The following is a 14519-nucleotide window of genomic DNA, read 5'->3' as shown; positions in this document are numbered from 1 at the left end:
CCGGCCAGCATTCGGGCAGGGTCGCCAGCGAAGCCACGGCCTGATTCAACTGCCTGATTCAAATACCTCTTCAATTCACAAACGTTCTGGGAGAAATTCGGCATGTTCAAGAACCTGAAGATCGGCGTGCGGCTGATTGCCGGCTTTGTGCTGGTGGCCGCCATCAGCGCGGTGGTCGGCGCGATCGGCATCAACAACGCCGCGCTGATGAATGAGAAGGCCGACGCGATGTACACCAACGAGCTGATGGGGCTCTCGTACATCAAGGAAGCCAACATCAACCTGGTCTACATCGGCCGCGCGCGTGCAAACTTCCTGCTGGCCACCAGCCAGGCGGAACGCGAAAAGCACCTGGCCTCCATCGCCAAGAGCAGTGCCGCGATGAAGGAGCTGCTGGAAAAGGCCCGCCCGCTGTTCTTCAGCGACCGTGCCAAGGAAATCTTCAGCAGCTACGCCAGCCTGACGACCGAATACGAACGCGAAATGCAGCAGGCGCTTTCGTTGGCGGCGACCAAGAAGCTTTCAGAACGCGACGACGTTCTGGCTGCCCAGCTCGAAAGCGTGCGCGAGAAGGCCGACCGGCTGGACAAGATGCTGGACGAGCTGATCACGCAAAAGGAAGCGCGCGCCAAGAAGGCCTCCGAGGAAACCGAGGCCCTTTATCTCTCCGGCCGCACGCTGATGATCTCGCTGATCGGCGGCGGTGTGCTGCTGGGCGTTGCACTGGGCTGGTTGATCAGCCGCAGCGTGACCCGGCCGCTGAGCCGCGCAGTCGATGTGGCCAATCGCCTGGCCGAGGGTGACCTGACGGTCGACGTGCAGGTCGACAGCCGCGACGAGACCGGCCAGCTGCTGCAGTCCATGCAGCACATGATCACCAAGCTCTCGCAGGTGGTGACCGAAGTAAACGGCGGCGCCGAGTCGCTGGCCGGTGCTTCGGAAGAAGTGAGCGCCACCGCGCAGTCGCTGTCGCAAGCCGCCAGCGAGCAGGCCGCCGGTGTCGAGGAAACCAGCGCCTCGATGGAGCAGATGACGGCTTCCATCTCGCAGAACACCGAAAACGCCAAGGTCACCGACGGCATGGCCTCCAAGGCCGCGACCGAAGCAGCCGAAGGCGGCGAAGCGGTCAAGGCCACGGTGGCGGCGATGAAGCAGATCGCGCAGAAGATCGTGATCATCGACGACATCGCCTACCAGACCAACCTGCTGGCGCTGAACGCGGCCATCGAGGCCGCCCGTGCCGGCGAACACGGCAAGGGCTTTGCGGTCGTGGCTGCCGAAGTGCGCAAGCTGGCCGAACGCAGCCAGGTCGCGGCGCAGGAGATCGGCACCGTGGCCTCGTCCAGCGTGGAGCTGGCCGAGCGCGCCGGTCAGCTGCTGAGCCAGATCGTGCCCAACATCCGCCGCACCTCGGACCTGGTGCAGGAAATCACCGCCGCTTCGGAAGAGCAGTCTTCCGGCGTGGGCCAGATCAATGGCGCCGTGACCCAGCTCAGCCAGACCACGCAGCAGAACGCTTCCAGCTCCGAAGAACTGGCCGCCACGGCCGAGGAAATGAGCAGCCAGGCCGAGCAGCTGCAGCAGACCATGGCCTTCTTCAAGCTGGCCGGCGGCCACCGCGACGCCGGCTTGCCGCGCCCGCGCCCCAACCCGCAGCGCCCTGCCCCCGCACGCCGCAATGCCTCACCGGGACGGCCACGCGCCGGCAATTTCCAGCCCGCCGCCAGCATGGCCTTTGCCGCGGCCAATGCCCATGTGCCCGCAGAGAGCGTGGACGAATCCCAGTTCGCTCGTTTTTGACCCTGCCGCAGCGGGTGAACAGCAGATAAGCGGTCCTGCCAGACACCCTCCGCCCACGCCCAGCAAGCCCAGCGCCTTCCTCGCCCCTTCTACCCAGAGACCGCCATGTTCCAAATCAAGACCACTCGCCAGACCCAGCAGGAAGCGTCGGCATTTGCCGCCGTCATCGACACCCAGCTGGCCAAGGTGCTGACGGCTGCCGCCGCTGGCGACCTGTCAGGCCGCGTCGACATGCGCGCATTGCCGCCAGCGCTGCACAGCACGGCAGAAGCCACCAACCGGCTGCTGGACGAATTGCAGGCCATGCGCGTCGACCTGGCCCGCATGGCCGCCGCTCACGAGCAAGGCGACATTGACGCGGTGATGGACACGACGCGCCCGCCCGGCGAGTTCGCCAACGTGGCGCGCCAGGTCAACGCACTGGTGGGCTCGCACATCGCGGTGAAGAAGCTGGCAATGGGCGTGGTGGCGGAATTCGGCCGTGGCAACTTCGACGCGCCAATGGCCGCGTTGCCTGGCAAGAAGGCTTTCATCACCGAGACCATCGAACGTGTGCGGGCCAACCTCAAGGGCCTGATCGCCGGCATGAACCACATGAGCGCCGAGCACGAGCGCGGCGAGATCGATGTGCTCATCGACACCCACAAGTTCGACGGCGACTTCCGCACCATGGCCCAGGGCGTCAATGAAATGGTCGGCGCCCACATCGGCGTGAAGAAGCTGGCAATGGGCGTGATCAGCGAATTCGGCCGCGGCAACTTCGAGGCGCCCATGGCCCAGCTGCCGGGCAAGAAGGCCTTCATCAACGACACCATCGAACGCCTGCGCAGCAACCTCAAGGGCTTGATCGCCGAGCTCAACCACATGAGCGCGGAGCACGACAAGGGCGACATCGACGTGGTCATTGACGCCAACCGCTTCGAAGGCGACTACCGCTCGATGGCCAAGGGCGTCAACGACATGGTCGCCGCCCACATCGCGGTCAAGAAGCTGGCGATGGGCGTCGTGGCCGAATTCGGCCGCGGCAATTTCGAGGCACCGATGCCTCAGCTGCCAGGCAAGAAGGCCTTCATCAACGACACCATCGAGAAGGCACGCAGCAATCTGCGCAGCGTGGTCGACGTGGTCGACCTGATGGGTGCGATGAGCCGCGGTGACCTCACCCGCACCGTCGAAGGCGAGTACGAGGGCACGTTCGCCGACCTGCAGACCTATGTCAACGCGATGATCGAGAAGCTGCTGCAGGTCGTCGGCGATGTCAACTCCGGCGCCGAGTCGCTGGTCAGTGCATCGGAAGAAGTCAGCGCCACCGCGCAGGCCCTGTCGCAGGCTGCCACCGAGCAGGCCGCCAGCGTCGAAGAGACCAGCGCGTCGATGGAGCAGATGACGGCTTCCATCTCGCAGAACGCCGAGAACGCCAAGGTCACCGACAGCATGGCCACCAAGGCCACCGCCGAAGCGGCCGAAGGCGGTGAAGCTGTGAAGGCCACCGTCGCGGCGATGAAGCAGATCGCCAAGAAGATCGTGATCATTGACGACATCGCCTACCAGACCAACCTGCTGGCGCTGAACGCAGCCATCGAAGCGGCCCGCGCGGGCGAACACGGCAAGGGCTTTGCAGTCGTCGCCGCCGAGGTGCGCAAGCTGGCCGAGCGCAGCCAGATCGCGGCCCAGGAGATCGGTGAAGTGGCATCGTCCAGCGTGGAGCTGGCCGAGCGCGCCGGCAAGCTGCTGGACCAGATCGTGCCGAACATCCGCAAGACCTCGGACCTGGTGCAGGAGATCAGCGCCGCTTCGGAAGAGCAGTCTTCCGGCGTGGGCCAGATCAACGGCGCCGTGACCCAGCTGAGCCAGACCACCCAGCAGAACGCCGCCAGCTCCGAAGAGCTGGCGGCCACCGCCGAGGAAATGAGCGGCCAGGCCGAGCAGCTGCAGCAGACCATGGCCTTCTTCAAGCTGGCGCGTGCCGAGCAGCGCCCGGCGCCCACCACCAACATTAAGCCCCGCGCCGCCGCGTCCGCCAGGAAATCGGGCACGGTGACACGCCGCAGCCCGGCAGTGTTCGCCCAGGGCCGCGCTGCTGCCGTGATGGCCACGGCCGAAGCGGTGGACGAGGCGCACTTCACGCGGTATTGAACCCCTCAAACGCCGGCATTGCGCTCGCGTACTTGCACGCTAGGAAAACCCTGTCATGTTGAAGAATCTCAAACTCGGACCGAAGCTGTTCGGCGCTTTTGCCGTGGTCCTGGTGCTGATGGCCGGCCTTGGGCTTTATGCCATTTCGCAGCTGGCTGCAGTCAATGCCTCCACTGTGGACCTGGCGACCAACTGGATGCCCAGCGTTCGAAACATCCTGCTGAGCAAATCCAACCTCAACCGGCTGCGGGTGCTGGAGTTGCGCAGCATCGTCGCTACCGAGGCCAATGAACTGGCCAACGCCGAGCGGGAAAGCAACGAGCGCATCGCCGCCACGCGCAAGCTCTGGGATGACTACGGCAAGCTGATTGCTTCACCCGAAGAGCAGAAGATGTACGACCAATTCAAGAGCGATCTGGACGTATTCCTGGCCGAGCACACAAAGATCGTGGCCCTGGGACGGCAAAACAAGAACGACGAAGCCAAGATGCTGCTCGACGCCGAATCCCTGCGGCGATACAACGCCTTGCGCGAGGTCGCCGACAAGCTCAGCGACCTGAACATCGATGGCGGTGTCAAGGCCTCCGAGCAGGCCGCCAGCAGCTACGCCAGCGCCCGAAACTGGGTCATTGCCATCCTGGGCATCTGCACGGTCTTGGGCATGTCCATGGCGTGGATCATCACTCGCGCCATCACGCGACCCATTGCCCAGGCGGTGAACGTTGCCAATCAACTGGCCCAAGGCGACATGTCGGTCCACATCGATGTCGAGGGCAAGGACGAAACCGCCCAGTTGCTGCAATCGATGAAAGACATGGCGGGCTCAACCGCGGCCAGCGTATCGGACGTGGTGCGGGTGATGGGCGCCATGGCGCAAGGCGACCTGACACAGCAGATCGAGGCGCAGTACCCCGGCGTCTATGCCGACCTCACGCGCTATGTCAACGCCACCGTGGTCAAGATGGCCGAAGTGGTGGCGGAAGTGAATTCCAGCGCCGAATCTCTGGCCGGCGCGTCCGAGGAAGTCAGCGCCACTGCGCAGGCCCTGTCGCAGGCGGCCAGCGAACAGGCAGCCGGCGTCGAAGAAACCAGCGCCTCGATGGAGCAGATGACGGCTTCCATCTCGCAGAACACCGAAAACGCCAAGGTCACCGATGGCATGGCGACGCGGGCCGCCACCGAAGCCGCCGAGGGCGGCGAGGCGGTCAAGGCCACGGTGGTCGCGATGAAGCAGATCGCGCAGAAGATCGTGATCATCGACGACATCGCCTACCAGACCAACCTGCTGGCGCTGAACGCGGCCATTGAGGCCGCACGTGCCGGCGAACACGGCAAGGGCTTTGCGGTCGTGGCCGCCGAGGTGCGCAAGCTGGCCGAACGCAGCCAGATCGCAGCGCAGGAGATCGGCACCGTGGCCTCTTCCAGCGTGGAGCTGGCCGAACGGGCTGGCCAGCTGCTGAACCAGATCGTGCCCAACATCCGCAAGACCTCGGACCTGGTGCAGGAAATCACCGCTGCTTCGGAGGAACAGTCCTCCGGCGTGGGCCAGATCAACGGCGCTGTCACGCAGCTCAGCCAGACCACGCAGCAGAACGCCTCCAGCTCCGAAGAGCTGGCCGCCACGGCAGAAGAAATGAGCAGCCAGGCCGAGCAGCTGCAGCAGACCATGGCCTTCTTCAAGCTGAGCGGCGGCGGCCAGCGCCGCCTGCCTCCAGCCCCGATTCGCCAGGCTGGCAAGCCGGCAGCCCGCAATGGCCGCCCGGCCCAGGCCGGTGGCGCCCGACCGCCCGTTGCACGCCCCGCCGCCATGGTCATGACCACGACCGACAGCATCGACGAATCACAGTTCGCCCGCTTCTGATCGATCCCCAGCACTCAAGCCCACAGGACACCTCCCCATGAGCGCACTGGTTCCCCACACGTCTTCCGCCGCCCTCACCGCAGCGCAGGCACCGGCAACTGCCGAGCCCGGCCAGTACCTGACCTTCATGCTGGCTGGCGAGGTCTTCGCGATCGGCATCCTGGCGATCAAGGAAATCATCGAGTACCACAGCCTGACCGAGGTGCCGATGATGCCGGCCTGCGTGCGCGGCGTGATCAACCTTCGCGGCGCGGTGGTGCCGGTGATGGACCCGCTGGCGCGCTTCGGCCGCAAGTCCAGCGATGTCACCAAGCGCACCTGCATCGTCATCGTCGAGACCGAGGTCGACAACGATGGCCGGCTGGAACGCCAGGTCATCGGCGTGGTGGTCGATGCGGTCAACGAAGTGCTGGAAATCGCATCGAGCGACATCGAGCCGGCACCGGCCTTCGGCGCCCGCATCCGCAGCGAGTTCATCCAGGGCGTGGGCAAGGTCAAGGGCAAGTTCGTGATCCTGCTGGACGTGAACCATGTGCTGTCGATCGACGAAATCGGCCAGGCTGGCGGACCGGTCGCCGCCGAGGCGGCCTCGCTGGCGCACTGAGCGCCGGCCACCTTCTCTTTCAGCTTTTCCAAAGGTTCCCCATGAACTGGTTCCTCCGTCTCAAGCTGGCGCACAAGCTGCTGCTGACCTTCCTCGTCTGCTCGGTCCTGACAGGCATCGTCGGTGGCTTTGGCCTGCTGCGCATCACGGAGCTGGGCAAGTCGCTGGACAACACCTACACCGGCACCGTCGTGCCGGCGCAGTACGTGGCGGAAGCGGCTGCGCGCCTGACTGCGCACTCGCGCGCCATGGTGCGGCTGCCTGCGCTGAAGGAACCGGCCGATGTGAAGGACGCCGTCAAGCGCGCCGAAGGCCACATGGACAAGTTCCGCAAGGTGCTGGACGCCTACCGCGCGACCGATCTGCAGCCCAAGGAAAGGGAACTGCTGACCAAGCTGGACGGCCTGATCCCGAACTACCTGGCACAGAACAACAAGGTGGCGGACCTGGCCTCGGCCGGCAACTTCGCTGCCGCTGCCGAGCTGAGCAACGGCGATGCCCGCAAGGCCATCAATGCCGCCGAAGAAGTCGTCAGCCAGCTGATCGACGAACTCGCTTCGCAGGCCAAGGCTGCCAACGAAAATGGCCAGGTCACCGTCGAGCATGCCCGCATGGTCTTGATGGGCGTGGTCGCCGCGTCGGTGGTGCTGGCGGTGTTGCTGGGCCTGATGGTGACCCGCGTCATCTCGCGTGACCTGGGTGGCGAGCCGGCCCAAGCCGCCGAGCTGCTGCGCCGCGTGGCCGATGGCGACCTGAGCGCCGAGATCCACCTTCGCGAGAACGACACCCGCAGCATGCTGTTTGCCGTCAAGCAGATGGTGACCCGCCTGGCCCAGGTGGTGGACGGCCAGCGTCAAGTGGTGGCCGCGGCCAACGCCGGCAACTTCGATGCACGCATCGACCTGAACGGCCTGCAAGGCTTCCAGCGCGACATGGGCGAAGGCCTGAACCAGTTGATGGCCACCACCGGCGCCAGCGTGCACGACGTCGTGCGGGTCATGGAGGCGCTGTCCGAAGGCGACCTGACGCAAGGCATCGAGCGCGACTACCAGGGCGCCTTCGGCCAGATGAAGGCCTATGTCAACCGCACGATGGAAAAGCTCGCCGAGGTGGTGACCGAAGTCAACAGCGGCGCAGAGTCGCTGGCCGGTGCTTCGGAGGAAGTCAGCGCCACCGCGCAGGCCTTGTCGCAGGCGGCCAGCGAGCAGGCTGCAGGCGTCGAAGAGACCAGCGCCTCGATGGAGCAGATGACGGCTTCCATCTCGCAGAACACCGAAAACGCCAAGGTCACCGACGGCATGGCCACCAAGGCTGCTGCCGAAGCCGCCGAAGGTGGCGAGGCGGTCAGGGCCACGGTGGTGGCCATGAAGCAGATCGCGCAGAAGATCGTGATCATCGACGACATCGCCTACCAGACCAACCTGCTGGCGCTGAACGCGGCCATCGAGGCCGCACGTGCCGGCGAACACGGCAAGGGCTTTGCGGTCGTGGCCGCCGAGGTGCGCAAGCTGGCCGAGCGCAGCCAGGTGGCGGCGCAGGAGATTGGCACCGTGGCCTCGTCCAGCGTAGAGCTGGCCGAACGGGCTGGCCAGTTGCTGAACCAGATCGTGCCCAACATCCGCAAGACTTCGGACCTGGTGCAGGAAATCACCGCTGCTTCGGAGGAGCAGTCCTCCGGCGTGGGCCAGATCAACGGCGCCGTGACCCAGCTCAGCCAGACCACGCAGCAGAACGCCTCCAGCTCCGAAGAGCTGGCCGCCACGGCAGAAGAAATGAGCAGCCAGGCCGAGCAGTTGCAGCAGGCCATGTCCTTCTTCAAGCTGGCCGGCAACGAAGTGCGCAAGCCGGTGCCTGCCCCCATGCCTGCCCCCAAGCCTGTGGCCAGGGCCAGCCGCAAGCCCAGCCCGCGCGTGGCGCCCGCGCCCGCCCCGGCGCTGGCCATGGCGCACGGTCCGGACGAAACCCACTTCACCCGGTTCTGAACCCCTCCCGCAGCCGCCCACGCCTCGGCCCAGCATGACGCAGCACGGCAATACCTCCTGCCCGGTCGGCTCGCTGCTCATCGTCGATGACAGCGGCGTGCAGCGCATGCATGCCGTCGACCTGTGCCGGCAGTTCGGCGTGCCGCTGATCTACGAGGCCGCTACCGGCAGCGAAGCACTGGAACTGCTGGGCCTTCTGGCGCTGTCGCCGGACCTGCTGATCGTCGACCTGGAAATGCCGGGCATGGACGGTGTGGAGCTGATCCAGCAGTTGCACCAGCGCCAGATCCACATCCCGCTGGTGGTGGCTTCGGTCCGCGAGCTTTCGCTGATCCATTCGGTCGAGCTGATGGCGCGCAACCTGGGGCTGCCAGTGCTGGGCGGACTGCAGAAGCCGCTGACGCTGCCGCCGCTGCAAGCCATGCTGCAGCGCTTTGGCGAGCTGGCGCGCTGCCAGGGCGCCGCCGCACCGGCTCCTGCGAACCCGGCCGTCAGCATCTGCCGCGAGGAGCTGGCCTCGGCCATTGCCCGCGGCGAACTGGGCGTGCACTACCAGCCCAAGGTGGACATGCGCACCGGCATCGTGCGTGGTGTGGAGGCGCTGGCGCGCTGGCACCGGCACGGCACGGGCTTTGTGCGGCCCGACCTGTTCGTGGCGCTGGCCGAAGAAGAAAACCTGATCCACGAACTGACGCTCTCGGTGATGGGCCAGGCCCTGGCCCAGGCCGCGGAATGGAACGCCCGGGGACTCAAGCTGTCGATGGCAATCAACCTGTCGCAGCGCCTGCTGGACCGGCCCACGCTGGTCGATGAAGTCTCGGCGCTGGTGCAGCAACGTGGCCTGAAAGCAGACCAGGTGGTGCTGGAGATCACCGAAAGCACGCTGGCCGACGGGCTGGGCACGGCGCTGGGCGCGCTGGCGCGGCTGCGGCTCAAGGGCTTCGGCCTGTCGATCGATGACTACGGCACCGGCTTCTCTTCGATGCAGCAGCTGGCCCGCATTCCGTTCACTGAATTGAAGATTGACCGCTCCTTCGTGCACGGCGCACACCAGCGCAGCAACCTGCGGGTGATCCTGCAGTCGGCCCTCGAACTGGCGCGCCAGCTGGGCCTGGTCACGGTGGCCGAAGGCGTCGAGACGCTGGAGGACTGGCGGCTGCTGCAGCAAGGCGGCTGCAATGTCGGCCAGGGCTACCTGATTGCCAAGCCGATGCCGGCCAGCGAGATGCTGCAGTGGATCAAGCGCCACCAGCCGCGCCTGCGCGAGCTGCGTCACGAATCGACCGGCGCCGGCCCCTCTCCCGAGCTGCCGCCGGAAAACCCTGCACTGCAGTAATCCGCGCAAGTTGCCGATAAGTTCTTCGATGAACACGACGATCACCGACACCGAATTCGGCCACTTCCAGCGCTTCATCTTCGAGGCCGCCGGCATCACGCTGTCGCCGGCCAAGAAGGCACTGGTGAGCGGCCGCCTGTCCAAACGCCTGGCCGCCCACCAGCTGTCCACCTACGGCGAGTACTTCAAGCTGCTGCGCGACGGCTCCGCGCCAGCCGAGGTGCAGACCGCGGTGGACCTGTTGACGACCAACGAAACCTATTTCTTCCGCGAGCCCAAGCACTTCGACCTGCTGCGCGAGCTGGCCACGGCCGCCGCTGCGGCGCGCGGCACGCAGCCGTTCCGCGTCTGGAGCGCCGCCTCGTCCACCGGCGAAGAAGGCTACAGCATCGCGATGGTGCTGGCCGACTGCCTGGGCAGCGCTCCCTGGGACGTGTTGGGCACCGACATCAGCACCCGGGTGCTGGCCAAGGCCCGCACCGGCCACTTCCCGCTGGAGCGCACCCGGCTGATCCCGCCGCCCTACCTGAAGCGCTTCTGCCTGAAGGGCCACGGCGAGCAGGAAGGCACGCTGCTGGTCGAGCGCGCGCTGCGCCAGCGCGTCAGCTTCGTGCATGCCAACCTGAACACCGAGCTGCCGCGCCTGGGGCAATTCGACGTGATCTTCCTGCGCAACGTGATGATCTACTTCAATGGCGACACCAAGCGCCAGGTGGTGGCACGCGTGCTGTCGCTGCTGAAGCCGGGCGGCCACTTCTGCATCGGCCACTCGGAAAGCCTGAACGACATCAACAACTCGGTGACGCAGGTCGCGCCGTCCATCTACCGCAAGCCCCTGTGATGCCGGACTTCCGCCCCCTTCAACAGACGCCCGGCAGCTGTACGCTGGCAAGCCAAGCCCGCTGCGGCTGACTGGCCATGGACCCTTCCCAGAGCCCCGCGCCGCCGCCTTCCGGCAGGCAGGGCGATGTCTTCCTGCAGCCGGGCGAATTTTTTGTCGGCGACGCGCAGCACCGCATCCGCACGCTGCTGGGCTCCTGTGTGTCCATCACCTTGTGGTGCGCCACCAGGCGCATGGGCGCGATGTCGCATTTCCTGCTGGCCAAGCGCGGCCGGTCGCGCCACGCCGACGAGACGCTGGATGGCCGCTATGCCGACGAGGCCTTGCGCCTGATGCTGGACCTGCTGGCCCGGCGTGACGTGAAGCCCGCCGACTGCCAGGCCAAGATCTTCGGCGGCGGCGAAATGTTCCCCGAGAACAAGCCCAGCAGCCAGATGGGCATTGGCCGGCGCAACGGCGAAGCAGCGCGCAGGCTGCTGCAGGGCCATGGCATCCAGGTGGTGTCCGAAAGCCTGTTTGGCAATGGCCACCGCCAGATCATCTTCGACGTGGGCAGCGGCGACGTGTGGGCGCGCCAAATGGCGGTGCAGACCGAGTCCCCGGTGCTGCCTGCCCTGCCCTTCCCGCTTGGCACACCGTTGCCGTCCGCGCCCCCGTCCACTTCAAGCTGAGCGGCCCCGCGCCGCCGGAGACAGTCAACAATGCAAGCTGCTATCAAGGTCATGGTGGTCGACGATTCCGCCGTCGTGCGGCAGGTCGTCGCCGGCATGCTGAGCGCAACGCCCGGCATCGTGGTGATTGCCGCGGTGGCAGACCCGCTGCTGGCCATGGAGCGCATGAAGCAGCAGTGGCCCGACGTGATCGTGCTGGACGTGGAAATGCCCCGCATGGACGGCATCACCTTCCTGCGCAAGATCATGAGCGAGCGGCCGACGCCTGTCGTCATCTGCTCGACGCTGACCGAAAAAGGCGCCAAGACCACGCTCGAGGCCATGGCCGCCGGTGCGGTGGCCATCGTCACCAAGCCCAAGCTGGGCTTGAAGCAGTTCCTGGTCGAAGCCAGCAACGACCTGGTCTCGACCGTCAAGGCCGCCGCGCGCGCCAATGTGCGCCGGCTCTCGCCGCGGGCCGAAGGCGCAGCGCCGCTGACCGCGCCGGTCAAGCACACCGCCGACGTGATCCTGGCCCCCGCCTCGGGCAGCCCGCGCGCGATGGCGCAGACCACCGAACGCGTGATCGCCATCGGCACTTCCACCGGCGGCACGCAGGCACTGGAAGAAGTCCTGACCATGCTGCCGCGCGTCTCGCCGGGCATCCTGATCGTGCAGCACATGCCGGAGAAATTCACCGCCGCCTTCGCGGCCCGGCTGGACAGCATCTGCCAGATCCAGGTCAAGGAAGCCGAGACCAACGACCGCATCGTGCCCGGCCGCGCGCTGATCGCCCCCGGCGGCAAGCACGTGCTGATGAAGCGCAGCGGCGCGCAGTACATGGTCGAGGTGGTCGACGGGCCGCTGGTCAACCGCCACCGGCCCTCGGTCGACGTGATGTTCCGCTCGGTGGCCAAGGCCGCCGGCGTGAATGCGCTCGGCATCATCATGACCGGCATGGGCGACGATGGCGCCGCCGGCCTGCTGGAAATGCGCAACGCCGGCGCCCGCACCGTGGCCCAGGACGAAGAGAGCTGCGTGGTCTTCGGCATGCCCAAGGAAGCCATCAAGCGCGGCGGCGTCGAGCGCATCGTGCCGCTGGGCGGCGTGGCGCAGGAAATCATGAAGCAGATGTGAGCCAGCCTCAGGACCGGGCCGGCGGGGCCAAGGCCGGTTCGGTGCCGCCGGGCGCCGGCGACAGGTCCAGCGTCCGGAACTGCCAGCCGGCCGAACTGCTGTGCCGGCCCACGGCCCTCAGCAGCGCGCTGCCGCGTGGGCCGCTCAGCCTCAGGGTCAGCACGGCACTGTCGTTGTCCACCCGCGAAGGACCGCCTTGCGTGGCGCGCAGCGGCGTGCCCAGTTGCTCGACGATGTGCCGGTCCTGCCCTGCAGCGGCCAGGGCCGCCAGGAAAGCCAGGCTGTCGGAAATGGCCGGCACGGGCGGCAACATGGGCGGCGGTGGAGGCACTGGTGGCAGCGGTGGCGGCTCGGCGGCCCGCCTGGCCACCCACTGGCGCACAGCTTCGTCGATCAGCGCAGGCTCGCCGCCCACGCTGTAACTCTCCTTCACGCCGCCACCAAAGCCGGCCCACTGCTTGTAGACGCGCTCTTGGGCGCCCTCGCCTTCGTGCAGCTCAAACGAGTTGCCCACCGGGCTGTACCAGTGCCCGGTGACCAGCGGCAGCATCGCGCTGCTGGCAGCCGAGGCCGGTGCCGCAGCGGCCGCCGGCGCGGGCTGGGCCACGGGCGCCGGCTTTGGCAGGGCGGAATGGGCCGGCGCTGGCGCAACTCCGGCGACCGGCGCCACCCCGGCAACCGGCGCCACGCTGGCCACAGGCGACGGCGCGGCCACGGTAACCACCGGCTTCGCAGGGACGCGAACCGCAGTTGTCGGCGGCAGCTGCGCGGCCAGCAGCGCGCCGCCAAACAGCAGGCCGCAGGCCGCCAGCAGCCCGGCCTGCAGGCGCCAGTGCAGCCGCGGCTGCGGCCGGGGTGACAGCAGGCGCGTGACCCGGTCCAGCAGCGGCCCTTGCGCCGCCGTGAGCGCCAGCGCGCCGATGGCCCGCTGCCCGGCCGCTGATGCGCCGGCCAGCATCGCCAGCCCTTCGGCCAGCGGCAAGGCCCGGCCTCCGCAGGCCGCCACGGCCAGGTCGTCGCAGGCATGCTCGCGGGCCTGGCGGATGCGCCGGCTCAGCCACCACACGGCGGGGTGGAAAAACAGCAGCGATTCGGCCGCGCACTGCAGCCCGTTCCACAGCCAGTCGCGCCGCTGCACATGGGCCAGCTCATGCGCCAGCACGGCTTCGAGCTGGTCCGGCGACAGACCTGTCAGCGCCGAGGCCGGCAGCCACACCAGCGGGCGCAGCCAGCGCGCGGCGCAAGGCGTCTCCAGTTGCGCCAGCAGGCGCACTTCGACCGGCCGCACCAGCCCCAGCGCACGGCTCAGCCGCCGCACCCGCTGCGCCCACTCGGCCGGCAACGGCTGGAACGGCTGGCGCTCCAGGGCCCGCACCTGGCGCAGGCCCAGCGCCACGCGCAGGCCCATCAGCGCCACGCCCACGAGCCAGGCCCCGGCGAGCCAGCCCGGCAGCCAGCTGGGCAACTGCATCAGCTTGGCGCCGATGACCAGCACCGCCGGCCCGGCTTCGGCCCAGTCCGTCGCCGCCACGCCACCGGGTGCGTCCGCCGGCCCCTGCGGGGCGAAGGCCGACACGAAAGTGGCCGCCATTGCCGCCGGCATCGTCAGCAGCGCCAGCATGCCCAGCGCATGCCGCGCCGCCGCCCGCCGCGGGCCCAGCCAGGCCATGCCCGCTGCTGCCAGCACCGCCAGCAGCGTGCCTTGCCACAAGGCATGCAACAGGCTCAGCGCGAGCGCGGCCTGGATGTGTTCGAAGAGATTCATGGGGGCACCTCTTTCAGGTGGATTTGCGCTGGCGCGCCTTGGCCTCGGCGATCACGCGGGCAATCGCGTCCAGCTCCGAAGCGCTGGCCTTGTCCACGTCCAGTGCGCGCTGCACCAGCTGCAAAGCCGAGCCGGAAAACGCGCGTTGCATCAGGTCCTTCAGCAGCACGGCCTGCACCTCGGGCTCGGGCTGGGCGGCGCTGTATCGATGCCGGCGGTCGCTGTCGTCACGCGTCACCAGGCCCTTCTCGGCCATGATGCTCAGCATTTTCAGCACCGTGGTGTAGGCCGTGTCCTTGGCCTGTGACAGCACCTCGTGCACCTGGTGCACGGTGCAGGGCCCGTCGCTCTGCCAGAGCACGCGCAGGATCGCGAGCTCGCCTTCGGTCGGTCGGGGTAAGGTCATC

The 14519-nt window shown here is 67.4% G+C and carries 11 protein-coding genes; 9 read left to right on the top strand and 2 right to left on the bottom strand.

All coding sequences use genetic code 11. From position 1 onward, the window contains the following. Window positions 1-102 precede the first annotated feature (102 nt). The 9 genes from AC3WR5_RS32775 to AC3WR5_RS32735 all read left to right on the top strand — a co-directional run bounded on the left by AC3WR5_RS32775 (window position 103) and on the right by AC3WR5_RS32735 (window position 12347). Window positions 103-1800: a methyl-accepting chemotaxis protein gene (locus AC3WR5_RS32775; RefSeq protein ID WP_492489984.1), complete on the top strand. Its 1698-nt coding sequence runs from the start codon at window positions 103-105 to the stop codon at window positions 1798-1800. A 105-nt stretch (window positions 1801-1905) separates the two neighbouring features. After that, on the top strand, window positions 1906-3936 hold the full coding sequence (locus AC3WR5_RS32770; protein ID WP_492489982.1) for a methyl-accepting chemotaxis protein: 2031 nt from the start codon (window positions 1906-1908) through the stop codon (window positions 3934-3936). Between the two features lie 55 nt (window positions 3937-3991). Beyond that, entirely contained in the window at window positions 3992-5797 is a 1806-nt protein-coding gene (locus AC3WR5_RS32765; protein ID WP_492489981.1) for a methyl-accepting chemotaxis protein, read from the top strand. Between the two features lie 37 nt (window positions 5798-5834). Continuing rightward, a complete protein-coding gene (locus tag AC3WR5_RS32760) occupies window positions 5835-6401 on the top strand; it encodes a chemotaxis protein CheW (protein ID WP_231013019.1) in 567 nt (188 codons plus the stop codon). Between the two features lie 41 nt (window positions 6402-6442). Beyond that, on the top strand, window positions 6443-8383 hold the full coding sequence (locus AC3WR5_RS32755; RefSeq protein WP_492489979.1) for a HAMP domain-containing methyl-accepting chemotaxis protein: 1941 nt from the start codon (window positions 6443-6445) through the stop codon (window positions 8381-8383). A 34-nt stretch (window positions 8384-8417) separates the two neighbouring features. Further along, window positions 8418-9719, top strand: coding sequence for an EAL domain-containing response regulator (locus AC3WR5_RS32750; RefSeq protein ID WP_492489978.1), 1302 nt, complete (start codon window positions 8418-8420; stop codon window positions 9717-9719). Between the two features lie 28 nt (window positions 9720-9747). Next, complete coding sequence (locus AC3WR5_RS32745; protein ID WP_141290061.1) at window positions 9748-10560, top strand: CheR family methyltransferase; 813 nt, start codon at window positions 9748-9750, stop codon at window positions 10558-10560. Between the two features lie 77 nt (window positions 10561-10637). Continuing rightward, the gene (locus AC3WR5_RS32740) at window positions 10638-11231 is read left to right on the top strand and encodes a chemotaxis protein CheD (protein WP_141290062.1); all 594 of its coding nucleotides are present in this window, start codon (window positions 10638-10640) and stop codon (window positions 11229-11231) included. 30 nt (window positions 11232-11261) lie between these two features. After that, on the top strand, window positions 11262-12347 hold the full coding sequence (locus tag AC3WR5_RS32735) for a protein-glutamate methylesterase/protein-glutamine glutaminase (protein ID WP_492489976.1): 1086 nt from the start codon (window positions 11262-11264) through the stop codon (window positions 12345-12347). A gap of 7 nt (window positions 12348-12354) precedes the next feature. On the opposite strand, the gene AC3WR5_RS32730 is transcribed toward AC3WR5_RS32735, so the two are convergent. Both AC3WR5_RS32730 and AC3WR5_RS32725 read right to left on the bottom strand, forming a co-directional pair. Beyond that, window positions 12355-14112: a M56 family metallopeptidase gene (locus AC3WR5_RS32730; protein WP_492489974.1), complete on the bottom strand. Its 1758-nt coding sequence runs from the start codon at window positions 14110-14112 to the stop codon at window positions 12355-12357. 13 nt (window positions 14113-14125) lie between these two features. Continuing rightward, window positions 14126-14518 (bottom strand): BlaI/MecI/CopY family transcriptional regulator, encoded by a 393-nt coding sequence (locus AC3WR5_RS32725; RefSeq protein ID WP_141288603.1) that lies wholly within the window; start codon window positions 14516-14518, stop codon window positions 14126-14128. Window position 14519: the final 1 nt, after the last annotated feature.

The organism is Ideonella sp. FW305-24 (assembly GCF_058788035.1).
The sequence above is the reverse complement of the archived record's forward strand: the minus strand, read 5'-3'. Positions and strand labels throughout refer to the sequence as shown.

Bases quoted from the DNA above. Each gene is read 5' to 3' on its own strand.
- AC3WR5_RS32775 (WP_492489984.1), top strand. From the start codon at position 103: ATGTTCAAGAACCTGAAGATCGGCGTGCGGCTGATTGCCGGCTTTGTG.
- AC3WR5_RS32735 (WP_492489976.1), top strand. From the start codon at position 11,262: ATGCAAGCTGCTATCAAGGTCATGGTGGTCGACGATTCCGCCGTCGTG.
- AC3WR5_RS32740 (WP_141290062.1), top strand. From the start codon at position 10,638: ATGGACCCTTCCCAGAGCCCCGCGCCGCCGCCTTCCGGCAGGCAGGGC.
- AC3WR5_RS32745 (WP_141290061.1), top strand. From the start codon at position 9,748: ATGAACACGACGATCACCGACACCGAATTCGGCCACTTCCAGCGCTTC.
- AC3WR5_RS32755 (WP_492489979.1), top strand. From the start codon at position 6,443: ATGAACTGGTTCCTCCGTCTCAAGCTGGCGCACAAGCTGCTGCTGACC.
- AC3WR5_RS32730 (WP_492489974.1), bottom strand. From the start codon at position 14,112: ATGAATCTCTTCGAACACATCCAGGCCGCGCTCGCGCTGAGCCTGTTG.
- AC3WR5_RS32770 (WP_492489982.1), top strand. From the start codon at position 1,906: ATGTTCCAAATCAAGACCACTCGCCAGACCCAGCAGGAAGCGTCGGCA.
- AC3WR5_RS32765 (WP_492489981.1), top strand. From the start codon at position 3,992: ATGTTGAAGAATCTCAAACTCGGACCGAAGCTGTTCGGCGCTTTTGCC.
- AC3WR5_RS32760 (WP_231013019.1), top strand. From the start codon at position 5,835: ATGAGCGCACTGGTTCCCCACACGTCTTCCGCCGCCCTCACCGCAGCG.
- AC3WR5_RS32750 (WP_492489978.1), top strand. From the start codon at position 8,418: ATGACGCAGCACGGCAATACCTCCTGCCCGGTCGGCTCGCTGCTCATC.
- AC3WR5_RS32725 (WP_141288603.1), bottom strand. From the start codon at position 14,518: ATGACCTTACCCCGACCGACCGAAGGCGAGCTCGCGATCCTGCGCGTG.